Below are 22553 nucleotides of genomic sequence, written 5' to 3'. Positions count from 1 at the left end.
GGCCTCGCCTGGCAGCAGGCGGTGAACGGGCGGGTCCGGGCGGCCTCCGGCAGCGCGCTGGCCGCCACGCTGGTCAACTTCGCCGTCGGCACCGTCGCGCTGCTCGCCACGTTCGCGGTCGAGGTGGCCGTCCGGGGGCGCCCCGCCGGGGGCCTGCCGAGCGAGCCGTGGCTCTACCTCGGCGGGCCGATCGGCATCGTCTTCATCGCGATCGCGGCGGCCATCGTACGGTTCACCGGGGTGCTGCTGCTCGGCCTGGCCACCATCGCCGGCCAGGTCGTCGGTGCCGTCCTGCTCGACCTGGTGCTGCCGACCGCGGCCTCGCACCCGGGCGTGACCACGCTGCTGGGTGCCGCGCTCACCCTGGTCGCGGTGGTGCTCGCCGGCCGCACCCCGGCGCGCCACCGGTAGGAAGGGCCCGGCTCAGTGCCGACGGTCACCGACCGGCGTCCGGCCGACGGGCGGGGTGGCGCCGCGCAGGGCGGCGACGGTATCGGCGAGCGCGCGGTCCAGCGGGGTCGGCGCGAGGCCGAGCGTGGCGGTGGCCGCGGTCGAGTCGAGCAGGTACGGACGGTCGAACTGGTAGGCGGTCTCCCGCAGCTCCCGGGCGAACGGGTTGACCAGCCCGCCCAGCCACAGCGCCGGGTACGGCAGCCGGGTGAGCCTCGGGGCGGGGGCGCCCGCCAGGGCGGCGGTCCGGGTGGCCAGCTCGCGGGCGGAGACCGCCGGCGGGCTGGGCACGTGCCAGGCCCGGCCCCAGGCGCGCTCGTCGGCGGCGGTCGCCACCAGGGTACGGGCGACGTCGTCGACGTACGTCCAGGTGTGCGGGGCGTCGAAGTCGACGGGCAGCAGCACCCGGCGGCCGGCGAGCACCCCGGGCAGCAGCATCATCGGCAGCGAGGTGGCTCCGACGCCCAGGTAGTCGGAGCCGCGCACCTCGGTCACCCGGGCCCGGCCCGCCTGGTGGGCGGCCAGCGCCTCGGCCCACATCCGGTTGCGGACCCGCCCCTTCGTTCCGGGGGCCACCAGCGGGGTCGCCTCGGTCATCGGGCCGTCGACCGGCCCGTACCCGTAGAGGTTGCCGACCGTGGCGAGCACGGCGCCGGTGCGCTCGGCGGCGGCGAGCAGCGCGGCGGCCAGCGGCGGCCAGTCGATCGGCCAGCGGTGGTACGCCGGGTTGGCGCAGTTGTAGAGGGCGACCGCGCCCTCGGCGAGGCCGGCGAGCCGATCCGGGTCGGCGGCGTCGGCGGCGACCCGCTCGACGGCCGGGTGGTCCAGGCCGGTCCCACGCCGGGTGACGACCCGGACCCGCTCGCCGGTGGCCGCGAGAAGACGGGCGGTGGCGGTACCGACGGGTCCGGCGCCGACGATCACGTGCAGCGACATCACAAGTCACCTTTCGAAGCATGAGTACGGCCGGAGAGCACTGCTCTCGTTGTGGCTCGACCAGCATGCCGCCCCGCCCGGCCGTTCGTCAAGATCAGTGCTCTCTGTTTTGATGACCGCTCTCGACTGTGGCAGAGTGGGGACCATGCCCGCCTCCTCGATCCGCGCCCGGGTCCGCGCCGAGATGCTCGACGAGATCAAGGCCGTCGCCCGCCGGCACCTCGCCAGCGACGGGGCGAACCTCAGCCTCCGGGCGGTGGCCCGGGACATGGGAATGGTCTCCTCGGCGATCTACCGCTACTTCCCGAGCCGGGACGACCTGCTCACCGCCCTGATCATCGAGGCGTACGACGCGCTGGGCGCAGCGGTGGAGGCGGCCGACGCGGGCGCGGACCGGCTCGACCTACGGGGACGCTGGCACGCGGCGTGCCGGGCGACCCGCGACTGGGCCCTGACCCACCCCGCCGAGTACGCGCTGATCTACGGCAGCCCGGTCCCCGGGTACGCCGCCCCGGACGACACGGTGGGGCCGGCCCAGCGCCCGCCGGCCACCCTGGTCGGCATCCTGCGCGACGGCGTGGCCGCCGGGCGGCTCGCCATCCCCGACCCCGGGGAACTACCCGAACCGCTCCGGGCGGACCTCGCGGAGATCGCCGACGCCCTCGCCCCGGGGCTGCCGGAGGCGCTGCTCGCCCGGGCCATGGCCGGCTGGACCCAGCTCTTCGGGCTGATCAGCTTCGAGCTGTTCGGCCGGATCAACCGCACGCTTCCGCACCGCGACGCGTACTTCGACCACCAGACCGCGCTGATGGCCGACCTCATCGGCCTACCCCGCTGACCCACCCGCGATCTTGCACTTCGGGCCCCCGGTTCGCCCCTTGCGCGCCTTTTCGCCGGGGCCGCCGCTGCAAGATCGGCGCGCGGGTGGGGTTAGTCGCTGCCACTCCGCTTCGCGAAGCGGCCCTAATCGGGAGGAAGTAGGTCTACTTCCGAGTTAGGCGGCGTCGGAGGAGTGGCCGGGGAAGAGGTGGGCCGACGGGTCGATCGCCACGGCGGCGTTGTTGACCGCGGTGGCCGCCTCGCCGAAGCCCGTGGCGATCAGCCGGACCTTGCCCGGGTACTCGGTGATGTCGCCGGCCGCGAACACCCGGGCCAGGTTGGTCGCCATCGCGCTGTCCACCACGATGTGCCGGCGGTCCAGCCGCAGCCCCCACTCGGCGATCGGGCCGAGGTCGGCCGTGAAGCCGAGCGCGGCCACCACCGTGTCGACCGGTAGCGTCTCCACCCCGCCGCCCCGCACGGTGATCTCGGCGCCGGTCACCGTGCTGTCCCCGTGCAGGCGGGTGACCTCGGCGTTGACGATGACCCGGACGCACAGCTCCCGCACCCGGGTGACGGTGGCGGCGTGGGCGCGGAACTTCTCCCGCCGGTGCACCAGCGTCACCGAGCGGGCCAGCGGCTGCAACGCCAGCGCCCAGTCGAACGCCGAGTCACCGCCGCCGACGATCAGCACGTCCCGGTCGGCCAGCGCGGCCGGCTCCGGCACGAAGTAGACGATCCCGGCGCCGGTGAAGCTGTCGGCCACCGGCAACGGACGCGGGCTGAAGCTGCCCAGGCCGCCGGTGACGACCACCGCGCCGCAGGAGAGCTGCTGGCCGCCGGCGAGGCCGAGCAGGGGCCGCCCGTCGGCGTGGGACAGCTTTTCGACCCGGGTGCCGAGCAGGTACCGCGGGTGGAACGGGGCGGCCTGGGCGACCAGGTTGGCCACCAGGTCCCGGCCCTTGACCGCCGGGAAGCCGGCCACGTCGAGGATCAGCTTCTCCGGGTACATCGCGGTGATCTGACCCCCGGCCTCGGGCAGCGCGTCGACCACCGCCACGGAGAGCCCCCGGAACCCCGCGTAGTACGCGGCGAAGAGCCCCGTCGGACCGGCACCGATCACTGCGACATCGACCTCGGGCATGACGTACCGTCGCTTTCCGCTCACGGATCACGCGTGCTGATGCCGACGGTAGGCCCGGCGCAGCACCGGGGCAAGCATGTCCCACTCCGGTGCGCCGGCCCGGGCGGCCCGGGAGGGAGGCCCTCGTCAGGGCAGGGCGAGCGGGGAGTCCAGGTCGTACGGATCGGCCTCGGCCCGGCGGCGCCGGAACAGGATCGCGGCGACCACCCCGCCGACCAGTCCGAAGAGGTGGCCCTGCCAGGAGATCCGCTCGTCGGTGGGGAGGATGCCCAGCAGCTGCCAGCCGTAGAGCAGACCGACCAGCAGCACCACGCCGAAGTTCCACCAGCTCCGCTCGACCACGCCCCGGGTGAGCAGGACGCCCAGGTAGCCGAAGATGACCCCGCTGGCCCCGACCACCACCGAGTTCGGCGAGCCGGTGAACCACACGCCCAGCCCGCTGACCAGCACGATGACCAGGGTGGACCAGAGGAAGCGCCGGAAGCCGGCGGCGAGCACGAACGTGCCGAGCAGGATCAGCGGCACGCTGTTGCTGTAGAGGTGGTTGAAGTCGGCGTGCAGGAACGGCGAGAAGAGCACCCCGTCCAGCCCGTCGATGCGGCGCGGGATGATGCCGCCGGCCAGGTCGAGGTCGATGCCGAGGCCGGCGTCGAGGCCCTCGACGAGGAAGAGGGCCGGCACGACGGCGCACATGGCGACGAAGGCCCGGCCGATGGAGGCGTAGAAGGCCTCGGTGCCGAAGCGTCGCGGGTCGCCGCCCGGGGAGTCGCCGTGCAGGGTCACCCCCCAAGAGCTATCAGCAAACCCCGCCGGCCGCCACCCGTGGGCGCGCCGAATCCCGGTACGACGACGGCGGCGGCGGGGGGTACGGACGTCCGCACCCCCCGCCGCCGCGCCGCCTCGTCGGTCAGTACCAGCCGTTGCTCTGCGAGTGGCTCCACGCGCCGCAGGGGCTGTTGTACCGGCCCTCGATATAGCCGAGGCCCCACTTGATCTGGGTGGCCGGGTTGGTCTCCCAGTCGCTGGCCACCGAGCCCATCTTGCTGCCCGGCAGCGACTGCGGGATGCCGTACGCCCCGGAGGAGGGGTTGCGGGCCTTGTGGTTCCAGCCGCTCTCCTTGGTCCAGAGCTTGTCCAGGCACGGGAACTGGTCGATGCCGAAGCCGGCGTCGAGCATCAGCGCGCAGCCGATCTTCCGGTTGCCGCCGTACTCGCTGCACGAGGCCGGGATCGGCCCGTCGTACGGCTTGCTCGCCTTGGCCGCCGCCGCCTTCTCGGCGGCCTTCTTCGCCGCCGCCTCGCGCTCCTTCTTGCGGGACGCCGCGGCGGCCTCGGCCTCGCGGGCCCGCTCGGCGGCCTCCTTCGCCGCCTCGGCGGCGCGCAGCTTGGCCTGGTACTCGGCGGCCCGCTGCTTGGCGGAGCTGACCCGGTGCTCGGCCTGCCGGTCGCGCTGGTAGTCGTACTCGGCCTGGTCGATCTGGAGGCCGACCTGCGCGGTCAGGCCCTGTTGCTGGGTTTCCCGGTCTTCGCCGAGATAGAAGCCGCCGGCAACGCCCACGGAGAGCAGTGCGACGGCGGCGGTACGGGCGCCGAACCGGCTCCACAGCCGAGTCACGAAGTGGTCCCTTCGTCGGGGGCAAGGACACGGCACGACCCCGACCCGCGGAGGGGTCGGCCCGCGCTGTGAGCGCCCCGACCCTGCCGGTCGCAGCCGACGCACCCGGTTCCGCCCGCCCCGCCGTCGGATGACGGCGGACGATCTTTCCGGGACGTGGACGCTCGTTGGACACCATCGCGCACAGTGAGACCAATGGGAAACCACCCGCCCCAATTGTGACTTGGGCCACACGGACAATTAGGGCTAACGATCAGCCTAACGGACAAACATCGCGATCAGAGCGGAACGCCCTCCAGTAGATCCGTCACCATCGCGGCGATCGGCGACCGCTCGGAGCGGGTCAGCGTGACGTGCGCGAACAGCGGGTGGCCCTTGAGCGTCTCGATCACGGCGGTCACCCCGTCGTGCCGGCCCACCCGCAGGTTGTCCCGCTGGGCGACGTCGTGGGTGAGCACCACCCGCGACCCCTGGCCGATCCGGGACAGCACGGTGAGCAGCACGCCCCGCTCCAGCGACTGGGCCTCGTCCACGATGACGAAGGCGTCGTGCAGGCTGCGGCCCCGGATGTGGGTGAGCGGGAGGACCTCCAGGATGCCCCGGGTCATGACCTCCTCCAGCACGTTCTCGTGCACCACCGCGCCGAGGGTGTCGAAGACCGCCTGTGCCCAGGGCGACATCTTCTCGGTCTCGGAGCCGGGCAGGTAGCCCAACTCCTGGCCGCCGACGGCGTAGAGCGGGCGGAAGACGACCACCTTCTTGTGCCGGCGCCGCTCCATCACCGCCTCCAGGCCGGCGCACAGCGCCAGCGCCGACTTGCCGGTGCCGGCCCGGCCGCCCAGCGAGACGATCCCGATCGACTCGTCCAGCAGCAGGTCGAGGGCGACCCGCTGCTCGGCCGAGCGGCCGTGCACCCCGAACGCCTCCCGGTCGCCCCGGACCAGCCGCACCGTCTTGTCGGGCAGCACCCGGCCCAGCGCGGAGCCGCGCCCGGAGTGCAGCACCAGCCCGGTGTGGCAGGGCAGTCCGGCCGCGCCGTCCACGTCGAGGGTCTCGCCGGCGTAGAGCGCGCCGATCTCGTCCTCGCCCAACTCCAGCTCGGACATCCCCGTCCAGGTCGGGTCGCTGGCCTGGCCGTGCCGGTACTCGTCGGCGCGCAGCCCGACCGAGGCCGCCTTCACCCGCAGCGGCATGTCCTTGCTGACCAGGGTCACGTCCCGCCCCTCGGCGGCCAGGTTGAGCGCCACCGAGAGGATCCGGGCGTCGTTGGACTCGTTGCGGAAGCCGGGCGGCAACACGCCGTCGTCGGTGTGGTTCAACTCCACCCGCAGGGTGCCGCCGGCGTCGTTGGCCGGCACCGGCCGGTCCAGCCGACCGTGGCGCACGCGCAGCTCGTCGAGCATGCGCAACGACTGCCGGGCGAACCAGCCCAGCTCCGGATGGTGCCGCTTGCCCTCCAACTCTGAGATGACCACGAGGGGTAGCACCACCTCGTGCTCGGCGAACCGGTGGAACGCCGCCGGGTCCGAGAGCAGGACCGAGGTGTCCAGGACGAACGCCTGGCCGGCTGGTCGGGGCTCCTCGGGCTCGACCGGAGCAGCCGCGCGGCGGCTCCGGGTGGCACGGCGGGTCGTGGCAGTCGCGGCCGGGTTCTGGTCGGCACCGGCGGGGGTACGGCGAGTCGTCACAGGCCTGCTCCGACGGATGGGCACCCGGCCACCCGCGTTCCGCCTCGTCCGGTGCCCGGGGACACGGGGTCGGATGCGGGCCCCGTGCGCGAGGTCGCAGATCCGGGCTGGCCGGCTGGCCCGGGAGAACCCCGTGCCATGACTAGACGCTAGCCCCGCCGAGACGTCCCGGCTAGAGGTTGTCGACTGGATCTCCGGCGACGGGTCGGTGAACAGTCGCGGCGGAACCGGCCGGGATGCATGCCCCCTGCGCGCATCCCGGCCGGTGGGACCACGGTCACCGGTCTGACGTGGTCCCGACGGTGCGCGTCCGCCGCGGACGGCGCACCGTGCTCGTGCCGCTCCGGCGGCAGCCGGCGGTCACCCCTCCCTCGGGCCGGCGGAAGCCGACGGCCGGCCGGGCCGGGTCAGCCCTGCCACCGGACCAGGGCGCCGGTGGGGTGCCGACCGCTCGCGGTGGCCGGCACGGCGACTGGCGCGGCGACCGGTGCCGCGACCGCCACGGTGCCCCCGCGGGACGGGGCGGCGAAGGAGGAGCCGGTGTAGGTGGTGCCCTGCCGGGCGGCCCGGCCGTCCCGGTCGCGGGCCGGCGGCGGGCCGGCCAGGGCGGAGGCGATGGCCGCCTGGGCCTCCCGGCGGCGCCGGTTCCAGGCGCCCCGGTCGCCGTCGAAGTACCCCTGCCGGTAGCCGAAGCGGTAACCGATCCGGTAACTGAGCTGACCGTGCAGCCGGCCGGCCGCGTAGCTGGTCGAGCCGAGCACGAGGACGAGGAAGACCGCGAGGAAGGGACTCATCCGGCGGCTCCCCGGCGACGCGGGACACCGGCGGAGGCCCGGACGGCGCGGCGGGGCGGGGCGGCGTTCACCGTTCCTCCGGCTCGACGGAGGTGGGGTCGGTGACCAGCAGCCGGTCCAGGTCGTCGGTGCTGACCTCCTCGGTCAGCTCGACGCTGATCCGGCAGCCGTCCAGGACCACCTCGGCGACCGAGGAGCGGCGGATCTCGCCGCCGGCGTCGTAGACCCGGACGCTCAGCTCCGGGCAGCCGAGATGGGTCCGCCAGGCGTTCCACTCCGCCCGGTCCCCCACGTTGAGCGACAGGAAACGGCAGCCCCGGGCGAGGTACAGGCGCCACGGCGCGCTCAGCCCGGCGGCCACCCCCTCCGCGATCAGGCCGAAGGCCTGGGCGCGGGTGGCGAGTTCGGTCACCACACCCCCCTCGTACCGGGTGAGGGACGCATGCGAGCACCAATCGTCTCAGGCACGTGACACACGGTAAATTGTCCCATGAACGTGACAGTATCAGCTTTTCGTCCGATCGCGCCGGCACTGACGGGCACCTACTCTGCCCAGGTGAGACCCCTCGTAAGCAATGTCGGACACGGCCGACTGCGGCCCCGTACGCGTGTCTCGTTCACGTGACACAAGCGTGCCCGGAGACCCCGCCGGACGCGAGTGGTCGTACCGTCACGGAGTGACCGAGAGCGCTCACGCCCGGAAGATCGCCTTTGCCGCCTTCGTCCGCCGGGCCCTCGACGACGCCCGGGCGATGCGCGCCTGGAGTGGCACCGAGGTCTCCCGGCGCACCGGCGTCTCCCGCCAGACCATCAACCGCTGGGTCCGGGGGGACTGGGCCAGCGACCCGGAGGCCGAGCGGGTGGTCGCCTTCTGCGAGGGTCTCGGCCTCAACCCGACGGCCGCCTTCGGGGTGCTGGGCTGGGACCGGGCGGCCACCCCCCGCTCCGCGCCCGGCCCGCCCCCGATGGACCCGGACGTGGAGGCGCTGCTGCGCCGGCTGGTCGACCCCACCGTGTCGGACACGGAGAAGTTCCACATCCGGGAAACCATTCGTTACCTCGCTTACCGCCCAACTCTCCCCGCCGATGTCCGAAAAAGAGGTAATCGGGCGGGCTAGTTTCCTCAGATGGCGAAAGAACCGCAGGTCGGACCCAATCGTTTTCCTCCGGGAGCGGAACGGGAGCGCTAGCGTCCCTATTCGTACTGCTTGGGCTCGTCGTCGGCGGGGGGACGGGACAAGGCCGAACTCAGCCCTGCGGGACAGAAGGAGGGGTCTGTCCATGACCCTGAAGTGGTTGGCAGTCGTGGTCGCGGTGGTGTCCCTGACATCCGCCGTGACCGGCAACCTGGTGATCGGCGTGGTCGGCGGCGGGCAGCTTCCCGTGGTCGCCAACGTCCTCGCGCTCACCACCGCCGGTACGGCGGTCGTCCTGGCCGTCGTCGCCGAGCTGCACGACCGGCTCAACGACCGGATCAGCGCGCTCACCGAGTTCCTGGTGGCGCGGCTCAACGAGATCGAGGCGCGTACCGGCGACCGGAACACCGGTTTCGTGGAGGGCTACCTGCTCAGCCACGGTCAGGACGCCGAGGTGGTGCCGTTCGGACGCCGGGGTCGGGGAGCCGCCGAACGCTGAACTGGACCGGTCCGGGAGTCTCGTCTCGGCCACGAATACGCCGGCCACCCCGGGGTACGCTGTCGCGCGTGCCGCCGTTGAATCTGGGCAACCAGCAGCCGCAGACCCCGTTGGACGCCGACCGGGCCTGGCGGGCGACCGCTGGCCGGGTGGGCGACATCGTCCTCTTCTTCGACTTCGACGGCACACTCGCGCCCGTCGACGACGACCCGACGGCGGTGCAGCCGGCCCCGAAGGTGCTGGCTGCGATCGAGGCCCTCGCGCCGCTGGTCCGCCGGATCGCGATCGTCTCCGCCCGGCCGGTCGAGTTCCTCCGCGACCACCTCGGCGGGCTGGACGGCGTCGACCTCTACGGCCTCTACGGGCTGGAGCACAGCCACTCGGGCGGCGAGACGGTCACCGAGCCGGCCGCGCTGCCCTGGGTGCCGACCATGCGGGAGCTGGCCGACCTCGCCCGCGCCGAACTGCCGGCCGAGGCGCTGGTCGAGTTCAAACGGCTCTCCGTGGCGCTGCACTGGCGCACCGCCCCACAGCTCGGCGCGGCCGTGCAGGAGTGGGGCCAGGCGCAGGCCGAGCGGCTCGGGCTGCGCGTGCAGGCCGGCCGGATGGTGTTGGAGATCAAGCCGCCGGTCGACCGGGACAAGGGCATGGTCATCGGCGAGGTGGTCCGGGACGCCGGCGGCGCCTGGTACTTCGGCGACGACGTCTCCGACATCAAGGCGTTCGCGGCGCTGCGCGCCCGCGCGGCGGCGGACCCGGAGTTCCTCGGGGTCTGCGTTGCGGTGGCGAACCCGGAGACCGGCCACGAGGTCGCCGAGGCCGCCGACCTGACGATCGAGTCCCCCGCCGCCCTCGGCGACTTCCTCACCGAGGCCCTCCTCCGGCTGCGCTAACCCCACCCCCACCGATCTTGCACTGCCCGCCCGGACAGAGCGGACAACTGGGACAAAACAGGACCCTGAGTGCAAGATCGCCGGGAAGGGAAGGGCGGGGGCCTCAGGCGCCGAAACGGCGCTGGCGGGTGGCGTACGAGCGCAGCGCGCGGAGGAAGTCGACCCGGCGGAAGTCGGGCCAGTTCAGCTCGCAGAAGTAGAACTCCGAGTGGGCCGACTGCCACAGCATGAAGCCCGACAGCCGCTGCTCGCCGCTGGTCCGGATGATCAGATCCGGGTCCGGAAGGCCCCGGGTGTAGAGGTGCTCGGAGATGTGGTCGACGTCCAGCGCCTCGGCCAGTTCCTCGATGGTCCCGCCGGCCGCGGCATGCTCCAGCAGCAGCGAGCGGACGGCGTCGGCGATCTCGCGCCGGCCACCGTACCCGACGGCGATGTTGACCTGGGCGCCGCCGGTGCGCTGCCGGGTCCGTTCCTCGGCCGCCTTGAGCGCCGCCGCGTGGTGCGCCGGCAGGACGTCGAGCGCCCCCACCATCCGCAGCCGCCAGGGATTGCCCTCCTCGGCCAGCTCGGTGCTCAGGTCCTCGATGATCTGGAGCAGCGGGTCCAGTTCCTCCGCCGGGCGGGAGAGATTGTCGGTGGAGAGCAGCCAGAGCGTCACGTGTCCCACCCCGGCGGCGTCGCACCAGCGCAGCAGCTCCTTGATCCGCTCCGCGCCCATCCGGTGCCCGTCGTTGGGGTCGACGAAGCCCATCTCCCGGGCCCAGCGGCGGTTGCCGTCGCACATCACGCCCACGTGCCGGGGCACCGGCCTGCCCGCGAGCTTGGCCGTCAGCCGCCGCTCGTACACGGAGTAGAGGAGGTTCCGCAGAGTCATCACCTTGCAGAGTAGCGACCCGCCACCCGGATCAGTCCCGCGGTGGCCGATCCCGGGCCGAGAGACCGATGCCGATCATCGCGAGGGTGCGCGCGTCCAACCGGCCGTCGCCGAGGCCCAGCTCAACGACCGTGCCGAAGACCCGGTCGTCGCGCCGCGCCGCGCGCACCGCCCCGTCGACCACCCACCGCCGCCGGGCCAGCCAGGCCGCCGTGGAGCTGTGCCGCAGGTGGGTGCCGAGGCGGCGGCGCAGGGCTTCGGCGTACCGCCGGGCGGCCCCCGCCGGGTCGCCGGCCGCCGCCGCCCCGGCCAGCGCGCCGGAGAGCAGCGCGTAGAAGATCCCCTCCCCGGTGAACGGATTGATCAGCGACAGCGCGTCCCCGGCGAGCACCAGCCGGCCCCGGCCGGGCGACGGGCGGTGGGTGGACAGCGGCAGGTGGTGGGCGCGCAGTGCGGTCACCTCGGCCGGGTCGGTGCCGGGCAGCAGCGCGGCCAGCCGGTCCAGCAGGTGGGCGCGGGTCAGCGGCTCGCCCCGCAGCACCTCCCCGTACCCGACGTTCGCCCGCCCGTCCCCGATCGGGAACGACCAGGCGTACGCCGGCCAGCGCGGCGCCGAGGTGACGATGAGCTGCTCGGGCGGGCCCGGCCGGGCCGGGGCGTACCCCCGGATGGCCAGCGCCAGGTGGCGGTCCGGGTTCGGCGGGTGGCCGAGCACCCGGCGGACCACCGATCCGGCGCCGTCCGCGCCGACCACCGCCCGCGCGGCGACGTCGCCGTCGAGCACCACCCGCCCGCCGCGCGCCTCGACCCGGCGCACGGCGTGCCGGCGCAGCTCCGCGCCGGCCGCCACCGCCGCCGCCACCAGCCGGGCGTCGAAGACCTCCCGGGGCACCGTGTACGCCGGCCGGGGCAGCGGCCGGGCCACCGCGCCGCCGCCGGGCCCGACCAGCCGCAGCCGGGGCAGCGGGGCGTACCCGTCGACGGCGCCGGTGACGCCCAGCCCGGCGAGGACGTCCAGCGCGTGCGCGGCGATGCCGTCGCCGCACGCCTTGTCCCGGGGGAAGTCGGCCCGGTCCAGCAGCAGCACCCGGGCCCCGGCCCGGCGGGCCGCCAGCGCGGCGGCTGCCCCGGCGGGGCCCGCCCCGACCACCGCCACGTCGTACTCGTCGGTCATGCCGCCTCCCCTGTTGCGTGCGCTCAGCCCGGCGCGCCCGCCCCCTCGACCCGGCCGGCGCGCCACAACCCGTACAACGCCAGGGCGGCGGCGGCGAGCAACGGCCCGCCGTCGCGGATCAGGCCGTCGACGCCGAGCAGCCACCAGCACAGCGGCAGGTCGACGGCGAGCACGCCGAGCGTGATCGCCACCAGCAGCGACCGGGCCCAACGCCGGCCGCGCATGAGGAAGGCGGTGCAGAGCAGCACGAGGTAGCTGACCCCGACGCCGGCGGCGAACCAGAACAGCACCGCCGGCACGGCGGCCAGCCGGCCGTCCAGGATCGCCCCGGTGGCGACCAGGGCCGGGACCAGCATCAGCGGGCTGTACGTGAACGCGGCGACGCGGCTGGTGAGCAGCCAGCCGGTGACCGGTGGGCGCTTCGGGGCGACCTCCCGCCAGGAGATCGTCCCGCCGGAGACGACCAGGCCCTTGCGGTGCCGGACCAGGTGGCCGGCGACGGCGTCCGAGCGGTACAGCAGCCAGACCACGGCCCCGCAGAGCGCGGCGAGCAGGGCGAAGCCGAGCAGCCCGGGCAGCGGCGGCACGCCCTGCCGGGGCACCACCAGCCGGCCCACGGCGAAGACCGTGGTGACGGCGAGAATCAGCCCGAACGGCCTGGCCACGGTGCGGCCCCGGTGGACGTGCCCGATCAGCACCAGGAAGCCGAGCGAGCGGAGCATCGCCCAGCCGGTGCGTACCGCGAGCCCGAACTCCTGCTCCGGGGCGTACCACCAGTTGAGCAGCTCGACCACGACGGTGGCCGCCGCCGTCACGGCGAGCAGGGTGGTCAGCGCCCGGACGGCGGACGGCCGCCGGACCTGGGTCTCGGCGGCCGTCCTCATGGAATCCGATGATGCCCCGTGCGGGGGCGGATCGCACCTACCGCGTCGGCTGCTCCGCGTCGAGCCGGGCGCGCAGCGCGTCCAGCTCGGCCCAGAGCACGCCGGGCAGCTTGTCCCCGAACTTCTCGAACCACTCGGTGACCAGCGGCAGCTCCTCGCGCCACTCGTCCGGGTCGACCTTCAGCGCGATCCGGACGTCCTCCGGGGTCATGTCGAGACCCTCGACGTCCAGCGCGTCCTGCGCCGGGACCATGCCGATCGGGGTCTCCACCGCGTCGGCCCGGCCCTCCAGCCGCTCGACGACCCACTTGAGCACCCGCGAGTTCTCGCCGAAGCCGGGCCAGAGGAAGTTGCCCTCGGCGTCCTTGCGGAACCAGTTGACGTAGTAGACCTTCGGCAGCTTGGACTCGTCGCCGTCGGCGCCCTTGCCCATCTCGATCCAGTGCCGGAAGTAGTCACCGGCGTGGTAGCCGATGAACGGCAGCATGGCCATCGGGTCGCGGCGCACCACGCCCACCGCGCCGGACGCGGCGGCGGTGGTCTCCGAGGACAGCGTCGCGCCCAGGTAGACGCCGTGCACCCAGTCCCGGGCCTCGGTGACCAGCGGGACGGTGTCCCGGCGGCGACCGCCGAACAGGATCGCGTCGATCGGCACCCCGTTCGGGTCGTAGTAGTCGTCGGCCAGGATCGGGCACTGCGTGATCGGGGTGCAGAACCGGCTGTTCGCGTGCGAGGAGAGGTTCTCGCTCTGCGGCGTCCAGTCGTTGCCCTTCCAGTCGATCAGGTGCGCCGGCGGCTCGCCCATCCCCTCCCACCAGATGTCGCCGTCGTCGGTGAGGGCGACGTTGGTGAAGACGGAGTTGCCCCGGTCCAGCGTCCGCATCGCGTTGGCGTTGGTCTTCCAGTCGGTGCCCGGGGCGACGCCGAACAGGCCGTACTCGGGGTTGACCGCGTAGAGCCGGCCGTCCTGGCCGAAGCGCATCCAGGCGATGTCGTCGCCGATGGTCTCGACCTTCCAGCCCGGGATGGTCGGCTCCAGCATGGCCAGGTTGGTCTTGCCGCAGGCGGACGGGAACGCCCCGGCGACGTGGTAGACCCGCCCCTCCGGCGAGGTGATCTTCAGGATCAGCATGTGCTCGGCGAGCCAGCCCTCGTCGCGCCCCATGACGCTGGCGATGCGCAGCGAGTAGCACTTCTTGCCGAGCAGCGAGTTGCCGCCGTAACCGGAGCCGAAGGACCAGATCTCCCGGGTCTCCGGGAAGTGGGAGATGTACTTCGTCTCGTTGCACGGCCAGGCGACGTCCTGCTGGCCGGGCGCGAGCGGGGCGCCGATGGAGTGCAGCGCGTGGACGAAGCCCGCGTCGTCGCCCATCGCCTCCAGGATCTTCGCGCCCATCCGGGTCATGATGCGCATCGAGGCCACCACGTACGGGCTGTCGGTGATCTCGACACCGAACATGGGGCTCTCGGCCTCGACCGGGCCCATGCAGAACGGGATGACGTACATGGTCCGCCCGCGCATGGAGCCGCGGTACAGCTCGGTCATCGTCCGCTTCATCTCGGCCGGCGCCATCCAGTTGTTGGTGGGGCCGGCGTCCGCCTCGTCCACCGAGCAGATGAAGGTGCGCTCCTCGACCCGGGCGACGTCCGACGGGTCGGTGCGGGCGTAGAACGAGTTGGGCTTCTTCTCGGGGTTGAGCCGGATCAGGGTGCCGTTGTCGACGAGCTCGTCGGTGAGGCGGCGCCACTCCTCGTCGGACCCGTCCACCCACACGACCCGGTCCGGGGTGGTCAGTTCCGCTACTTCTCGGACCCAGGCGAGCAGTTCGGGGTGGGACGTCGGGGCCTGATCGATACCCCGAACGGTAGCCGGAGCAACCATGACACATCTCCTTGTGGTCGACGCTGACCGATCTATGGGATGCACGAGTTGGGACGGCGCGAGGCGTCGCCTTCGTGGAAACCTGGGATTGGCCTCAGCGTAATCCGGGCGACGTCGCGAGTCAGTGGGACTGGTTGTGAAGAACTGCACAAGGTACGGCCACGCTGCGGCATCGCGTTCTGATACCCGCTTTCACGCGCAGTTTCACGCAAATCTTCAGTGAACCTTCGCCGAGATCTCCGGGGTGCGGGCGGTCGGGGGTCGACCGCGGCGGGTGGTGCGGGTGGACGGTGTGGTGCCGCCGGTGAACTGACGCCGGAACTGCGCGACGGGGGCAGCGGCATCCATTCGGCTACACCATCCACAATTGGCGCACCGCGGGTTACGGTGTACTCACCGACGACCGACGACCCCACGGACGACGCCAGGCCGGCCCCCACCCGCGCAGCGCGCCGAGCGGCCGGTCGTCCGTTGGTGCCCGCCCACGGGGGCCGGAACCGGTACGCTCGGCGGTGTGGCCGCGACGATGACCGGGGACCAACCAGGCCCCCCGCCGACCCGCCCGGGTCTGGCACGCGCCCTGATCGACCGCTTCGGTCATCTGGTCCGCGAGCTCAGCAAGTTCGCCACCGTGGGCAGCGTGGCCTTCATCGTCGACTTCGCTCTCTTCAACTACCTGGCCAACGCCCGGGGCGTGGAGCAGGTCACCGCGAAGACGATCTCCACGGTGATCGCCGCGACCGTCGCCTTCGTCGGCAACCGGTTCTGGACGTGGCGGCACCGCCAGCGCTCCAACCCGGCCCGCGAGTACGCGCTGTTCTTCCTCTTCAACGGGGTGGGCCTGGGCATCGCGGTGGCCTGCCTGGCGATCAGCCGGTACGGCCTCGGCGCCCTCTGGCCCGGCGTGTTCCAGACCGCCCTCGCCGACAACATCGCCAGCTTCGTCGTCGGCACCGGCCTCGGCACGCTGTTCCGGTTCTGGTCGTACCGACGGTTCGTCTTCGTGGAAGCGGGAACCCAGACCGTCACGGAAGCGGCCCACGACCGGGACCCCCGGGCGTGACCTGCCGCCCACCTCGTCCGGCCGGGCCGAGCCGGCCCGTCCCCTCGCCTAAGGTGTTGCGCATGCGTCTTGTCCGTCTGCTGCCTGAGCGCTGGCAGAAGTTCATCCACGAGGCGCTCAAATTCGGCATCGTCGGCGGCATCAACACCGTCATCAACTACGCGGTGTTCAACGCGCTGGCACTGACCGTTTTCCGGGACGGCCAACTCAAGGCGACGGTCATCGCCACGGTGGTGGCGACGATCACGTCATATCTGATGAATCGCCACTGGACGTACCGGGATCGCCCGAAATCGGCGCTACGTCGCGAGTACGTCCTGTTCTTCCTGTTCAACGCGACCGGCCTGCTCATCGAACTCGGCGTCCTGGCGGCGGCCAAGTACGGCCTCGGCATGACCAGCCTGCTCGCCCTCAACGGGGCGAAGACCGGCGGCGTTCTGCTGGCCACGCTCTTCCGCTTCTGGTCGTACCGGACGTTCGTCTTCCAGCCCGCCCCGGCGGAGCCGGCGGCGGACACCTGGCACACCATTCCCCGGGACGAATGGGACACGATGGCCGAGATGGACCCGGTCGCCGAGCTGGCCGAGTCGGTCAGCGAACTGGAGGAGACCGAGCCCCGACCCGGCGCGCGCCGGGCGGCGACCCGCCGCGACGGCATCGCCCCGGCGCAGGGCCGGCCCGCACCGGCCGACGCCGCCCTCACGCTCGACGGTGAGCTGGCGGCGGAACTCGCCGACGAACTGCACGCCGGCACCCGCCGACGGCGGCGGTGAGCCGAGACATGACCACCGTCACCACGCCGGAGGCCGACCCCGACCAGCCCGGCCCCGCGACGCCGGAGTTCGGCTCCGGTCGTCCCGGCCCCGCCATGCCGCAGCCCGGTCCCGAGCGGACCGTCCCGGAGCAGGTCACTCCGGGCCAGGCCGGACCGACCGTTCCGGAGCAGGCCGGACGCGCCGGCGCCGGACCGACCGTCCCGGGCCAGACCGGACCGACCGTCCCGGGCCAGACCACCGCCGGACCGGCTCGCCCGCAACAGGCCGGACAGACCGTCTCCGGGACGACCGGAACCGTCGGACCCGCCGGACCGGAGGAAGCCGATCCCGGCGCGGACGGTTTCTCCCAGGTCGGTGGTACCGGCGACATCCACGCACCGGCAACCCACCAGGAGAGCGCGGCGGCGCCGCCGCCGGGCGGCGCGGTCCCGCCGTCCCCGGTGGTGCCTCCGGTGCGCTCGGGCACGGGCGCGCCGGCCGAGCTGTTCTTCGAGGACCTGACCCCCGGGCGCACCTTCGACCTGGGTGTGGTGCGGGTGGACGGCGACGAGATGGTCGCCTTCGCCCGCCGGTTCGACCCGCAGTGGTACCACGTCGACCCCGAGCAGGCCGCCGCGAGCCACCACGGCGGGCTGATCGCCAGCGGCTTCTACACCGTCAGCCTCTTCATGCGGGCGTACGTCGATCATGTGCTGGCCCGGGCCGCAGCCGACGCCTCCCCCGGCCTGGAGGAACTGCGCTGGCTGGCCCCGGTGCGGGCCGGCGACCGCCTGGCGGTGCGCCTGGACGTGGTGGGCAGCCGCCCCTCCACCGCCCGACCCGGTCTCGGCACGGTCAGCCTCACCGGCACGATGTTCCGCCTCGGGCCGGACGACCGCCCGGACCGCGAGGTGCTCCGCACCCGCTTCCGCGGCTGGTTCACCCTCCGCCCCACCCACCCCTGACCCACCCACCCCACCCCGGGGCCGGTGGAGGGGGGCCGGTGGGGGGAGGGCAGGGTGGGGTTAGTCGCTGCCACTCCGCTTCGCGAAGCGGCCCTAATCGGGAGGAAGTAGGTCTACTTCCGAGTTAGGCGGAGGGGTCGCGGAGGGGTTTGCCCTCGCGCATGTCGGCGAGGATCTCACGCATCTCGCCGTCGCCGAGGGAGTGCCGGTCGTGGTGCGCCTCGACCAGCTCGTACAGCTTGGTCTGCACCCGGTCCACCCCGGGGACGTCGGTCAGCATCGACTGGCCGCGTTCGCCGGCCGACTCGATGGTGAGCGTGCCGCAGCCGAGCAGCCGCTCGACGAAGCGCTGGCTCATCGCGTGATCGTTGATCCGGGTGAGCGGGATGTCCCGCCGGTCCCGGGAGAGCACCCCCTGCTGGAGCAGCACCCGCTCGTTGGTGAACAGGTAGTGCGTGCTGCGCCAGACCAGGAACGGCCAGAGCGCCAACCAGAGCACGAGCAGCAGGGCTAGCCCCGCGACCACGTACAGGGCGATGGTCGAGGCCTCGCCGTCCGGGAGCAGGAGCCAGGCCGCCAGCACGGCGGCGACGGCGAGCGCCAACACCAGCACCGGCCGCACCACCGCCTTCCAGTGCGGGTGCAGGTGCAGCACGACGTGCTCGTCCTCGGTGAGCACGTCTTCGGGGAACGCCACGGGAACCTCCTCGCAGAACGGACGCGCTGACCGTAGCCGGTCGACGCCCGTAATCGGATCATCCGGTGCGGTGGTTCCGTCGTGGCGGCCGTGGCGGCTAGCGAAGGTGCAGCACGTCGCCGGCCGCGAGGGCACGCGGGCCGGCGGAGGTGTCGACAAGGAGTTGGCCGTCCGGGTCCACGCCGGTGGCGGTGCCGGTCAGCTCCGCGCCGTCCGGGAGCAGCACCCGGACCGGGCGGCCGACGGTGGCGCAGGCGGCCAGGTAGGCGTCCCGCAGGCCGCTGGCCAGCGCGTCCCCGCCGGCGGAGCGCCACCGGTCGTACCAGTCGGCCAGGGAGCGCAGCAGGGCGCGCAGCATCGGGTCCCGGTCGGTGGCCACCGCCCCGGCGAGCTGGAGCGAGGTCGCGGGCAGGCCGGTCGGGTTCTCCGGCAGCTCGTCGGCGCGCAGGGTGACGTTGAGGCCGATGCCGAGCACGATCGCCGGCGGCCGGTCCGCCGTCGGGCCGGACACCGCCTCGGCCAGGATGCCGGCGCATTTCGCATCACCGACCAGCAGGTCGTTGGGCCATTTCAGGGCGGCGTCCAACTCGGCCAGCCGGGCCACCGCCTCGACCAGCGCGACCCCGGCGAGCAGTGGCAGCCAGCCGTACCCCGCGGCCGGGGCCGCCGGCCAATCGCGCTCGGCGACCGCCTCGCCCGGCCGGAGCAGCACGCTGGTCGCGATGCCCGCCCGGGCGGGCGACTGCCAGGCCCGGCCCCGCCGCCCCCGACCGGCGGTCTGCCGCTCGGCGACCACGACCAGCCCCTCGGGCTCGCCCGCCCGGGCCGCCTCGGCGGCATCGGCGTTGGTGGAGCCGGTCTCGGCGCGCAGGTCGAGGTGCCGCCAGGGCCCGTGCGGGGCGACCAGCGCGCGGCGCAGCCGGGCCGCCGACAGCGGCGGGCGGTCCAGGTCGGTGTACGGGGAACCGGGCATTCCGCCAGCCTACGGCCCGCCCCGGCGGCCGGTCGGATCCCGTCGGCGCGCCCCGCACTGAGGCGTACTGCACACCGGGGGCGTCCTGAACCATCGTTATATTCCCTGGGTGACTACCGAGATCGGGATCGACATTCACAGCACTGCCGGTAGGCAGGCGGACCTGGAGCGACGGATCGACGAGGCGGTGCACGCCGGGTCGGCGCGTGCGGTCGAGAAGCAGCACGCGCGGGGGAAGAAGACCGCCCGAGAGCGGATCGGGATGCTGCTCGATGAGGGCTCGTTCGTCGAGTTGGACGGGTTCGCGCGGCATCGGTCGACCAACTTCGGGCTGGAGCGGTCCCGCCCGTACGGTGACGGGGTGGTCACCGGCTATGGCACGGTCGATGGTCGGCAGGTCTGTGTTTTCGCCCAGGACTTCACGGTCTTCGGTGGTTCGCTCGGTGAGGTTTTCGGCGAGAAGATCGTCAAGGTGATGGATCTGGCTATGAAGATCGGTTGCCCGGTGGTCGGTATCAACGACTCCGGTGGGGCCCGGATCCAGGAGGGTGTCGCTTCGCTCGGTCTGTACGGCGAGATCTTCTTCCGTAACGTGCGGGCCAGTGGCGTCATCCCGCAGGTGTCCCTGATCATGGGGCCGTGCGCGGGTGGGGCGGTGTACTCCCCGGCGGTCACCGACTTCACCGTGATGGTCGACCAGACCTCGCACATGTTCATCACCGGCCCGGATGTGATCAAGACGGTCACCGGCGAGGACGTGGCGATGGAGGAGTTGGGTGGCGCGCGGACGCACAACGCGCGCAGCGGTAACGCGCACTACCTCGGTGCGGACGAGCGGGATGCGATCGAGTACGTCAAGGCGTTGCTGTCGTATCTGCCGTCGAACAATCTGGACGAGCCGCCGGTGTTCGAGGCCCCGGCCGATCTGGCGGTCACCGACTCCGACCGGGAGTTGGACACGCTGATCCCGGACTCGGCCAACCAGCCGTACGACATGCACCGGGTGATCGGGCACGTTCTGGATGACGGCGAGTTCCTGGAGGTCCAGCCGCTCTACGCGCAGAACCTGGTGGTCGGGTTCGGTCGGGTCGAGGGCCGGCCGGTCGGTGTGGTGGCCAACCAGCCGATGCACTTCGCCGGGACCCTGGACATCGCCGCGTCGGAGAAGGCCGCCCGGTTCGTGCGTACCTGCGACGCGTTCAACGTTCCGGTGCTGACCTTCGTGGACGTCCCGGGGTTCCTGCCCGGCACCGGTCAGGAGTGGGACGGCATCATCCGCCGGGGCGCCAAGCTGATCTACGCGTACGCCGAGGCCACCGTCCCGAAGGTCACCGTGATCACCCGCAAGGCGTACGGCGGGGCGTACGACGTGATGGGCTCCAAGCACCTCGGCGCGGACCTGAACTTCGCCTGGCCGACCGCGCAGATCGCGGTGATGGGCGCGCAGGGCGCGGTGAACATCCTGTACCGCTCGGAGTTGGCGAAGGCCGACGACCCCGCCGCCGTACGGGCCGAGAAGATCGCCGAGTACGAGGACACCCTGGCCAACCCGTACATCGCCGCCGAACGCGGCTACGTCGACTCGGTCATCCGACCGCACGAGACGCGCACCCAGATCGTCCGCGCGCTACGGGTGCTACGCACCAAACGCGAAACCCTCCCACCGAAGAAGCACGGCAACATCCCGCTGTAGGCGACAGGAGGCCCCTGGTGGCGGCCGTCGCCGGCAGGGGTGTCCGGTCACACCACGTGCGAAACGCAAACCGGCCCGGGACGTGCCGCCGACCGGGACATGATGCCTGCCCGCGACATGCTGCCGGCCCGGCCCGGCACCCGCAGCGGCAGCGGCAGCGGCAGCGGCAGCGGTCAGCAGGACGGGTTGGCGGCGACGCACATCCGCCGGGCCGCGCTGCGACCCAGTGCGCACAGCTCCGCGTCGCTCGTCCAGCGGGAGCCGCTCAGCCGGTCGGCGCCCGGCCCGCCGACCGGCACGATCACCGTGACCAGGTCGCCGACCCGGACGACCATCCGGGTCTCCGTGGACAACCGCAGGCCGACGGCCCGCTTCGTCGTCACGTCCACCGGCTGCGACGGGACGTGCCGCAGCAGGACGGACTCGTCGCCGGCGAAGTCACGGGCGACCGCCTGCCAGGTGTGCGTCAACGAGACCGTGACGGGCTTTCCGGCCCACTGGACCGGTGCCACCTCGCGCCAGTCGGAGCAGGCGGCCAGCGCCACGTCCAACTCGGTGAACACCCGGGCGGTCGCGCCGGGGGCGAGGCGGTAGACGTCTTGGGCCAGGAGCGGGACGCCCGGCGAGGCGGCCTGACCGGGAACGTCCTTCTGTAGCAGGGTCTGCGAGCGGGAGTAGCGGGACACCGGCTGTGCCGCCGGCACCCCCTTGTCCGCTGCGCAGACCTCCAGCAACGCGTCCACCCGGACCGGCTCATGGAGCCCCGACTCTCCCAGGCGGACGTTGCCCCGGACACTCAGGTCGAACGGCGCCAGCAGGGCCTCCGCCGGGATCTCGGCCCGCCCGGTCGGCTCGGGTTCGGCCGGGAACAGCCACCGGTCGGGCCAGGACGACACCGGCGGCGCGTCGGGACCGTCGGCCCGGCCGCCGACCGCCACGGCGGAGAGCGAGGCGACGGCGAGCACGGCGACCGCCGCCGCCACCGCCGTACACCGGGTGCGGCGCCGGGCCTGGGCCCGGATCTCCGCAGGTGCGAGCCAGTGGACGTCCCGCAGGTCCCGGTGGAACCGGTCGACGAACGTCGGGTCGTCACGCATCGGCGGCCTCCTCCAGGTCAGAGACGGCAAGCAGTCCGGCGAGCGCGGCACGCCCCCGGGAGAGTCGGGCCTTCACCGTGCCCACCGGGGCGGCGGTCTCCCGCGCGACCTCGGCGACCGGCATGCCGAGCAGGTAGTACAGGGCGATGGCGATGCGCTGCTCCTCGGGAAGCCGGCGCAGCGCGGCCACCACCGCGACGGTGTCGGCGCTCGGCCCGGGCGTGGTGTCGGCGGCGCCGTGCCGCAGGTACGCCCGAGCCCGGTTGCGCAGGCTGCGCCAGCGGCTGACCGCGATCCGGGAGGCGACGACCCGGACCCACGCCTCCGGGTCGTCGTAGCCGCGCACCGTGGACCAACGCTGCCACGCCCGGATGTACGCCTCCTGCACCGCGTCCTGCGCCTCGGCGAGGTCGCCCGTGAGCGCGAAGACGAAGCCGAGCAGCCGTTGCCGGCTACCTCGGTAGAACTCGTCGAACCCGTCGACGTCCGGCACCTGCCACCTCCCCCGTGTCGGTCGCAGGG

General features: G+C 73.0%; 23 protein-coding genes and 1 pseudogene. 9 read left to right on the top strand and 15 right to left on the bottom strand.

Features of this window, described 5'->3' with window-relative positions; translation table 11 throughout:
* Positions 1-411, top strand: a 411-nt coding sequence (locus C5N14_RS24835; protein ID WP_207892859.1) for a DMT family transporter, incomplete at its 5' end; no start/stop codon positions are given.
* A gap of 12 nt (positions 412-423) precedes the next feature.
* Here the strand turns inward: C5N14_RS24835 and C5N14_RS24830 are convergent.
* On the bottom strand, positions 424-1386 hold the full coding sequence (locus tag C5N14_RS24830) for an NAD-dependent epimerase/dehydratase family protein (RefSeq protein WP_117671194.1): 963 nt from the start codon (positions 1384-1386) through the stop codon (positions 424-426).
* Between the two features lie 145 nt (positions 1387-1531).
* On the opposite strand from C5N14_RS24830, the gene C5N14_RS24825 reads away from it, so the two are divergent.
* On the top strand, positions 1532-2224 hold the full coding sequence (locus C5N14_RS24825; RefSeq protein ID WP_117671192.1) for a TetR/AcrR family transcriptional regulator: 693 nt from the start codon (positions 1532-1534) through the stop codon (positions 2222-2224).
* Between the two features lie 156 nt (positions 2225-2380).
* Here C5N14_RS24825 and C5N14_RS24820 read toward each other — a convergent pair whose 3' ends face one another.
* From C5N14_RS24820 to C5N14_RS24795, 6 genes are all read right to left on the bottom strand, one after another.
* The gene (locus C5N14_RS24820) at positions 2381-3349 is read right to left on the bottom strand and encodes an NAD(P)/FAD-dependent oxidoreductase (protein WP_117671190.1); all 969 of its coding nucleotides are present in this window, start codon (positions 3347-3349) and stop codon (positions 2381-2383) included.
* Positions 3350-3475: 126 nt separating this feature from the next.
* Complete coding sequence (locus C5N14_RS24815; RefSeq protein WP_117671188.1) at positions 3476-4132, bottom strand: rhomboid family intramembrane serine protease; 657 nt, start codon at positions 4130-4132, stop codon at positions 3476-3478.
* Between the two features lie 124 nt (positions 4133-4256).
* The gene (locus tag C5N14_RS24810; protein WP_117671186.1) at positions 4257-4964 is read right to left on the bottom strand and encodes a lytic transglycosylase domain-containing protein; all 708 of its coding nucleotides are present in this window, start codon (positions 4962-4964) and stop codon (positions 4257-4259) included.
* Positions 4965-5242: 278 nt separating this feature from the next.
* Positions 5243-6652: a PhoH family protein gene (locus tag C5N14_RS24805; RefSeq protein ID WP_117671184.1), complete on the bottom strand. Its 1410-nt coding sequence runs from the start codon at positions 6650-6652 to the stop codon at positions 5243-5245.
* A gap of 407 nt (positions 6653-7059) precedes the next feature.
* Positions 7060-7446: a hypothetical protein gene (locus tag C5N14_RS24800; protein ID WP_117671182.1), complete on the bottom strand. Its 387-nt coding sequence runs from the start codon at positions 7444-7446 to the stop codon at positions 7060-7062.
* Between the two features lie 67 nt (positions 7447-7513).
* Entirely contained in the window at positions 7514-7858 is a 345-nt protein-coding gene (locus C5N14_RS24795; protein WP_117671204.1) for a hypothetical protein, read from the bottom strand.
* Positions 7859-8123: 265 nt separating this feature from the next.
* Between C5N14_RS24795 and C5N14_RS24790 the strand changes: the two genes are divergently transcribed.
* The 3 genes from C5N14_RS24790 to otsB all read left to right on the top strand — a co-directional run bounded on the left by C5N14_RS24790 (position 8124) and on the right by otsB (position 9974).
* Complete coding sequence (locus C5N14_RS24790; protein WP_117671180.1) at positions 8124-8564, top strand: XRE family transcriptional regulator; 441 nt, start codon at positions 8124-8126, stop codon at positions 8562-8564.
* A 163-nt stretch (positions 8565-8727) separates the two neighbouring features.
* Positions 8728-9081, top strand: a complete 354-nt coding sequence (locus C5N14_RS24785) for a hypothetical protein (protein ID WP_117671178.1) — start codon at positions 8728-8730, stop codon at positions 9079-9081.
* A gap of 68 nt (positions 9082-9149) precedes the next feature.
* Complete coding sequence (otsB, locus tag C5N14_RS24780) at positions 9150-9974, top strand: trehalose-phosphatase (RefSeq protein WP_117671176.1); 825 nt, start codon at positions 9150-9152, stop codon at positions 9972-9974.
* A gap of 103 nt (positions 9975-10077) precedes the next feature.
* Here the strand turns inward: otsB and C5N14_RS24775 are convergent, their stop codons facing one another.
* Genes C5N14_RS24775 through C5N14_RS24760 form a run of 4 tightly spaced genes read right to left on the bottom strand, consistent with a single transcriptional unit; the run spans position 10078 to position 14788 of the window.
* A complete protein-coding gene (locus tag C5N14_RS24775) occupies positions 10078-10848 on the bottom strand; it encodes an isoprenyl transferase (RefSeq protein WP_117671174.1) in 771 nt (256 codons plus the stop codon).
* A 31-nt stretch (positions 10849-10879) separates the two neighbouring features.
* Complete coding sequence (locus tag C5N14_RS24770) at positions 10880-12022, bottom strand: geranylgeranyl reductase family protein (protein ID WP_117671172.1); 1143 nt, start codon at positions 12020-12022, stop codon at positions 10880-10882.
* A gap of 23 nt (positions 12023-12045) precedes the next feature.
* The gene (locus C5N14_RS24765; protein ID WP_117671170.1) at positions 12046-12906 is read right to left on the bottom strand and encodes a hypothetical protein; all 861 of its coding nucleotides are present in this window, start codon (positions 12904-12906) and stop codon (positions 12046-12048) included.
* 37 nt (positions 12907-12943) lie between these two features.
* The gene (locus C5N14_RS24760) at positions 12944-14788 is read right to left on the bottom strand and encodes a phosphoenolpyruvate carboxykinase (GTP) (RefSeq protein ID WP_117671168.1); all 1845 of its coding nucleotides are present in this window, start codon (positions 14786-14788) and stop codon (positions 12944-12946) included.
* Positions 14789-14924: 136 nt separating this feature from the next.
* Between C5N14_RS24760 and C5N14_RS34280 the strand changes: the two are divergent.
* The 3 genes and pseudogenes from C5N14_RS34280 to C5N14_RS32735 all read left to right on the top strand — a co-directional run bounded on the left by C5N14_RS34280 (position 14925) and on the right by C5N14_RS32735 (position 17571).
* Positions 14925-15851: pseudogene (locus C5N14_RS34280) on the top strand (GtrA family protein).
* A gap of 62 nt (positions 15852-15913) precedes the next feature.
* Positions 15914-16624 carry a GtrA family protein gene (locus C5N14_RS24750; RefSeq protein WP_117671166.1) on the top strand — a complete coding sequence of 237 codons (711 nt, stop codon included), beginning with the start codon at positions 15914-15916 and terminating at the stop codon, positions 16622-16624.
* A gap of 8 nt (positions 16625-16632) precedes the next feature.
* Complete coding sequence (locus tag C5N14_RS32735) at positions 16633-17571, top strand: MaoC/PaaZ C-terminal domain-containing protein (RefSeq protein WP_207892858.1); 939 nt, start codon at positions 16633-16635, stop codon at positions 17569-17571.
* A 124-nt stretch (positions 17572-17695) separates the two neighbouring features.
* Here the strand turns inward: C5N14_RS32735 and C5N14_RS24740 are convergent, their stop codons facing one another.
* Entirely contained in the window at positions 17696-18268 is a 573-nt protein-coding gene (locus C5N14_RS24740) for a PH domain-containing protein (RefSeq protein WP_117671162.1), read from the bottom strand.
* Between the two features lie 97 nt (positions 18269-18365).
* The gene (locus tag C5N14_RS24735; protein ID WP_117671159.1) at positions 18366-19241 is read right to left on the bottom strand and encodes a biotin--[acetyl-CoA-carboxylase] ligase; all 876 of its coding nucleotides are present in this window, start codon (positions 19239-19241) and stop codon (positions 18366-18368) included.
* Between the two features lie 109 nt (positions 19242-19350).
* Here C5N14_RS24735 and C5N14_RS24730 point away from each other — a divergent pair, with 109 nt between their 5' ends.
* On the top strand, positions 19351-20934 hold the full coding sequence (locus C5N14_RS24730) for an acyl-CoA carboxylase subunit beta (protein ID WP_117671157.1): 1584 nt from the start codon (positions 19351-19353) through the stop codon (positions 20932-20934).
* Between the two features lie 173 nt (positions 20935-21107).
* Here the strand turns inward: C5N14_RS24730 and C5N14_RS24725 are convergent, their stop codons facing one another.
* On the bottom strand, positions 21108-22031 hold the full coding sequence (locus C5N14_RS24725; RefSeq protein ID WP_117671155.1) for a hypothetical protein: 924 nt from the start codon (positions 22029-22031) through the stop codon (positions 21108-21110).
* Positions 22024-22524, bottom strand: coding sequence for a SigE family RNA polymerase sigma factor (locus C5N14_RS24720; protein WP_117671153.1), 501 nt, complete (start codon positions 22522-22524; stop codon positions 22024-22026). The genes C5N14_RS24725 and C5N14_RS24720 overlap by 8 nt, the downstream gene beginning before the upstream one ends.
* Positions 22525-22553 lie beyond the last annotated feature (29 nt).

Source organism: Micromonospora sp. MW-13, assembly GCF_003434305.1.
In the GTDB taxonomy this organism is placed as follows: domain Bacteria; phylum Actinomycetota; class Actinomycetes; order Mycobacteriales; family Micromonosporaceae; genus Micromonospora.
The sequence above is the reverse complement of the archived record's forward strand: the minus strand, read 5'-3'. Positions and strand labels throughout refer to the sequence as shown.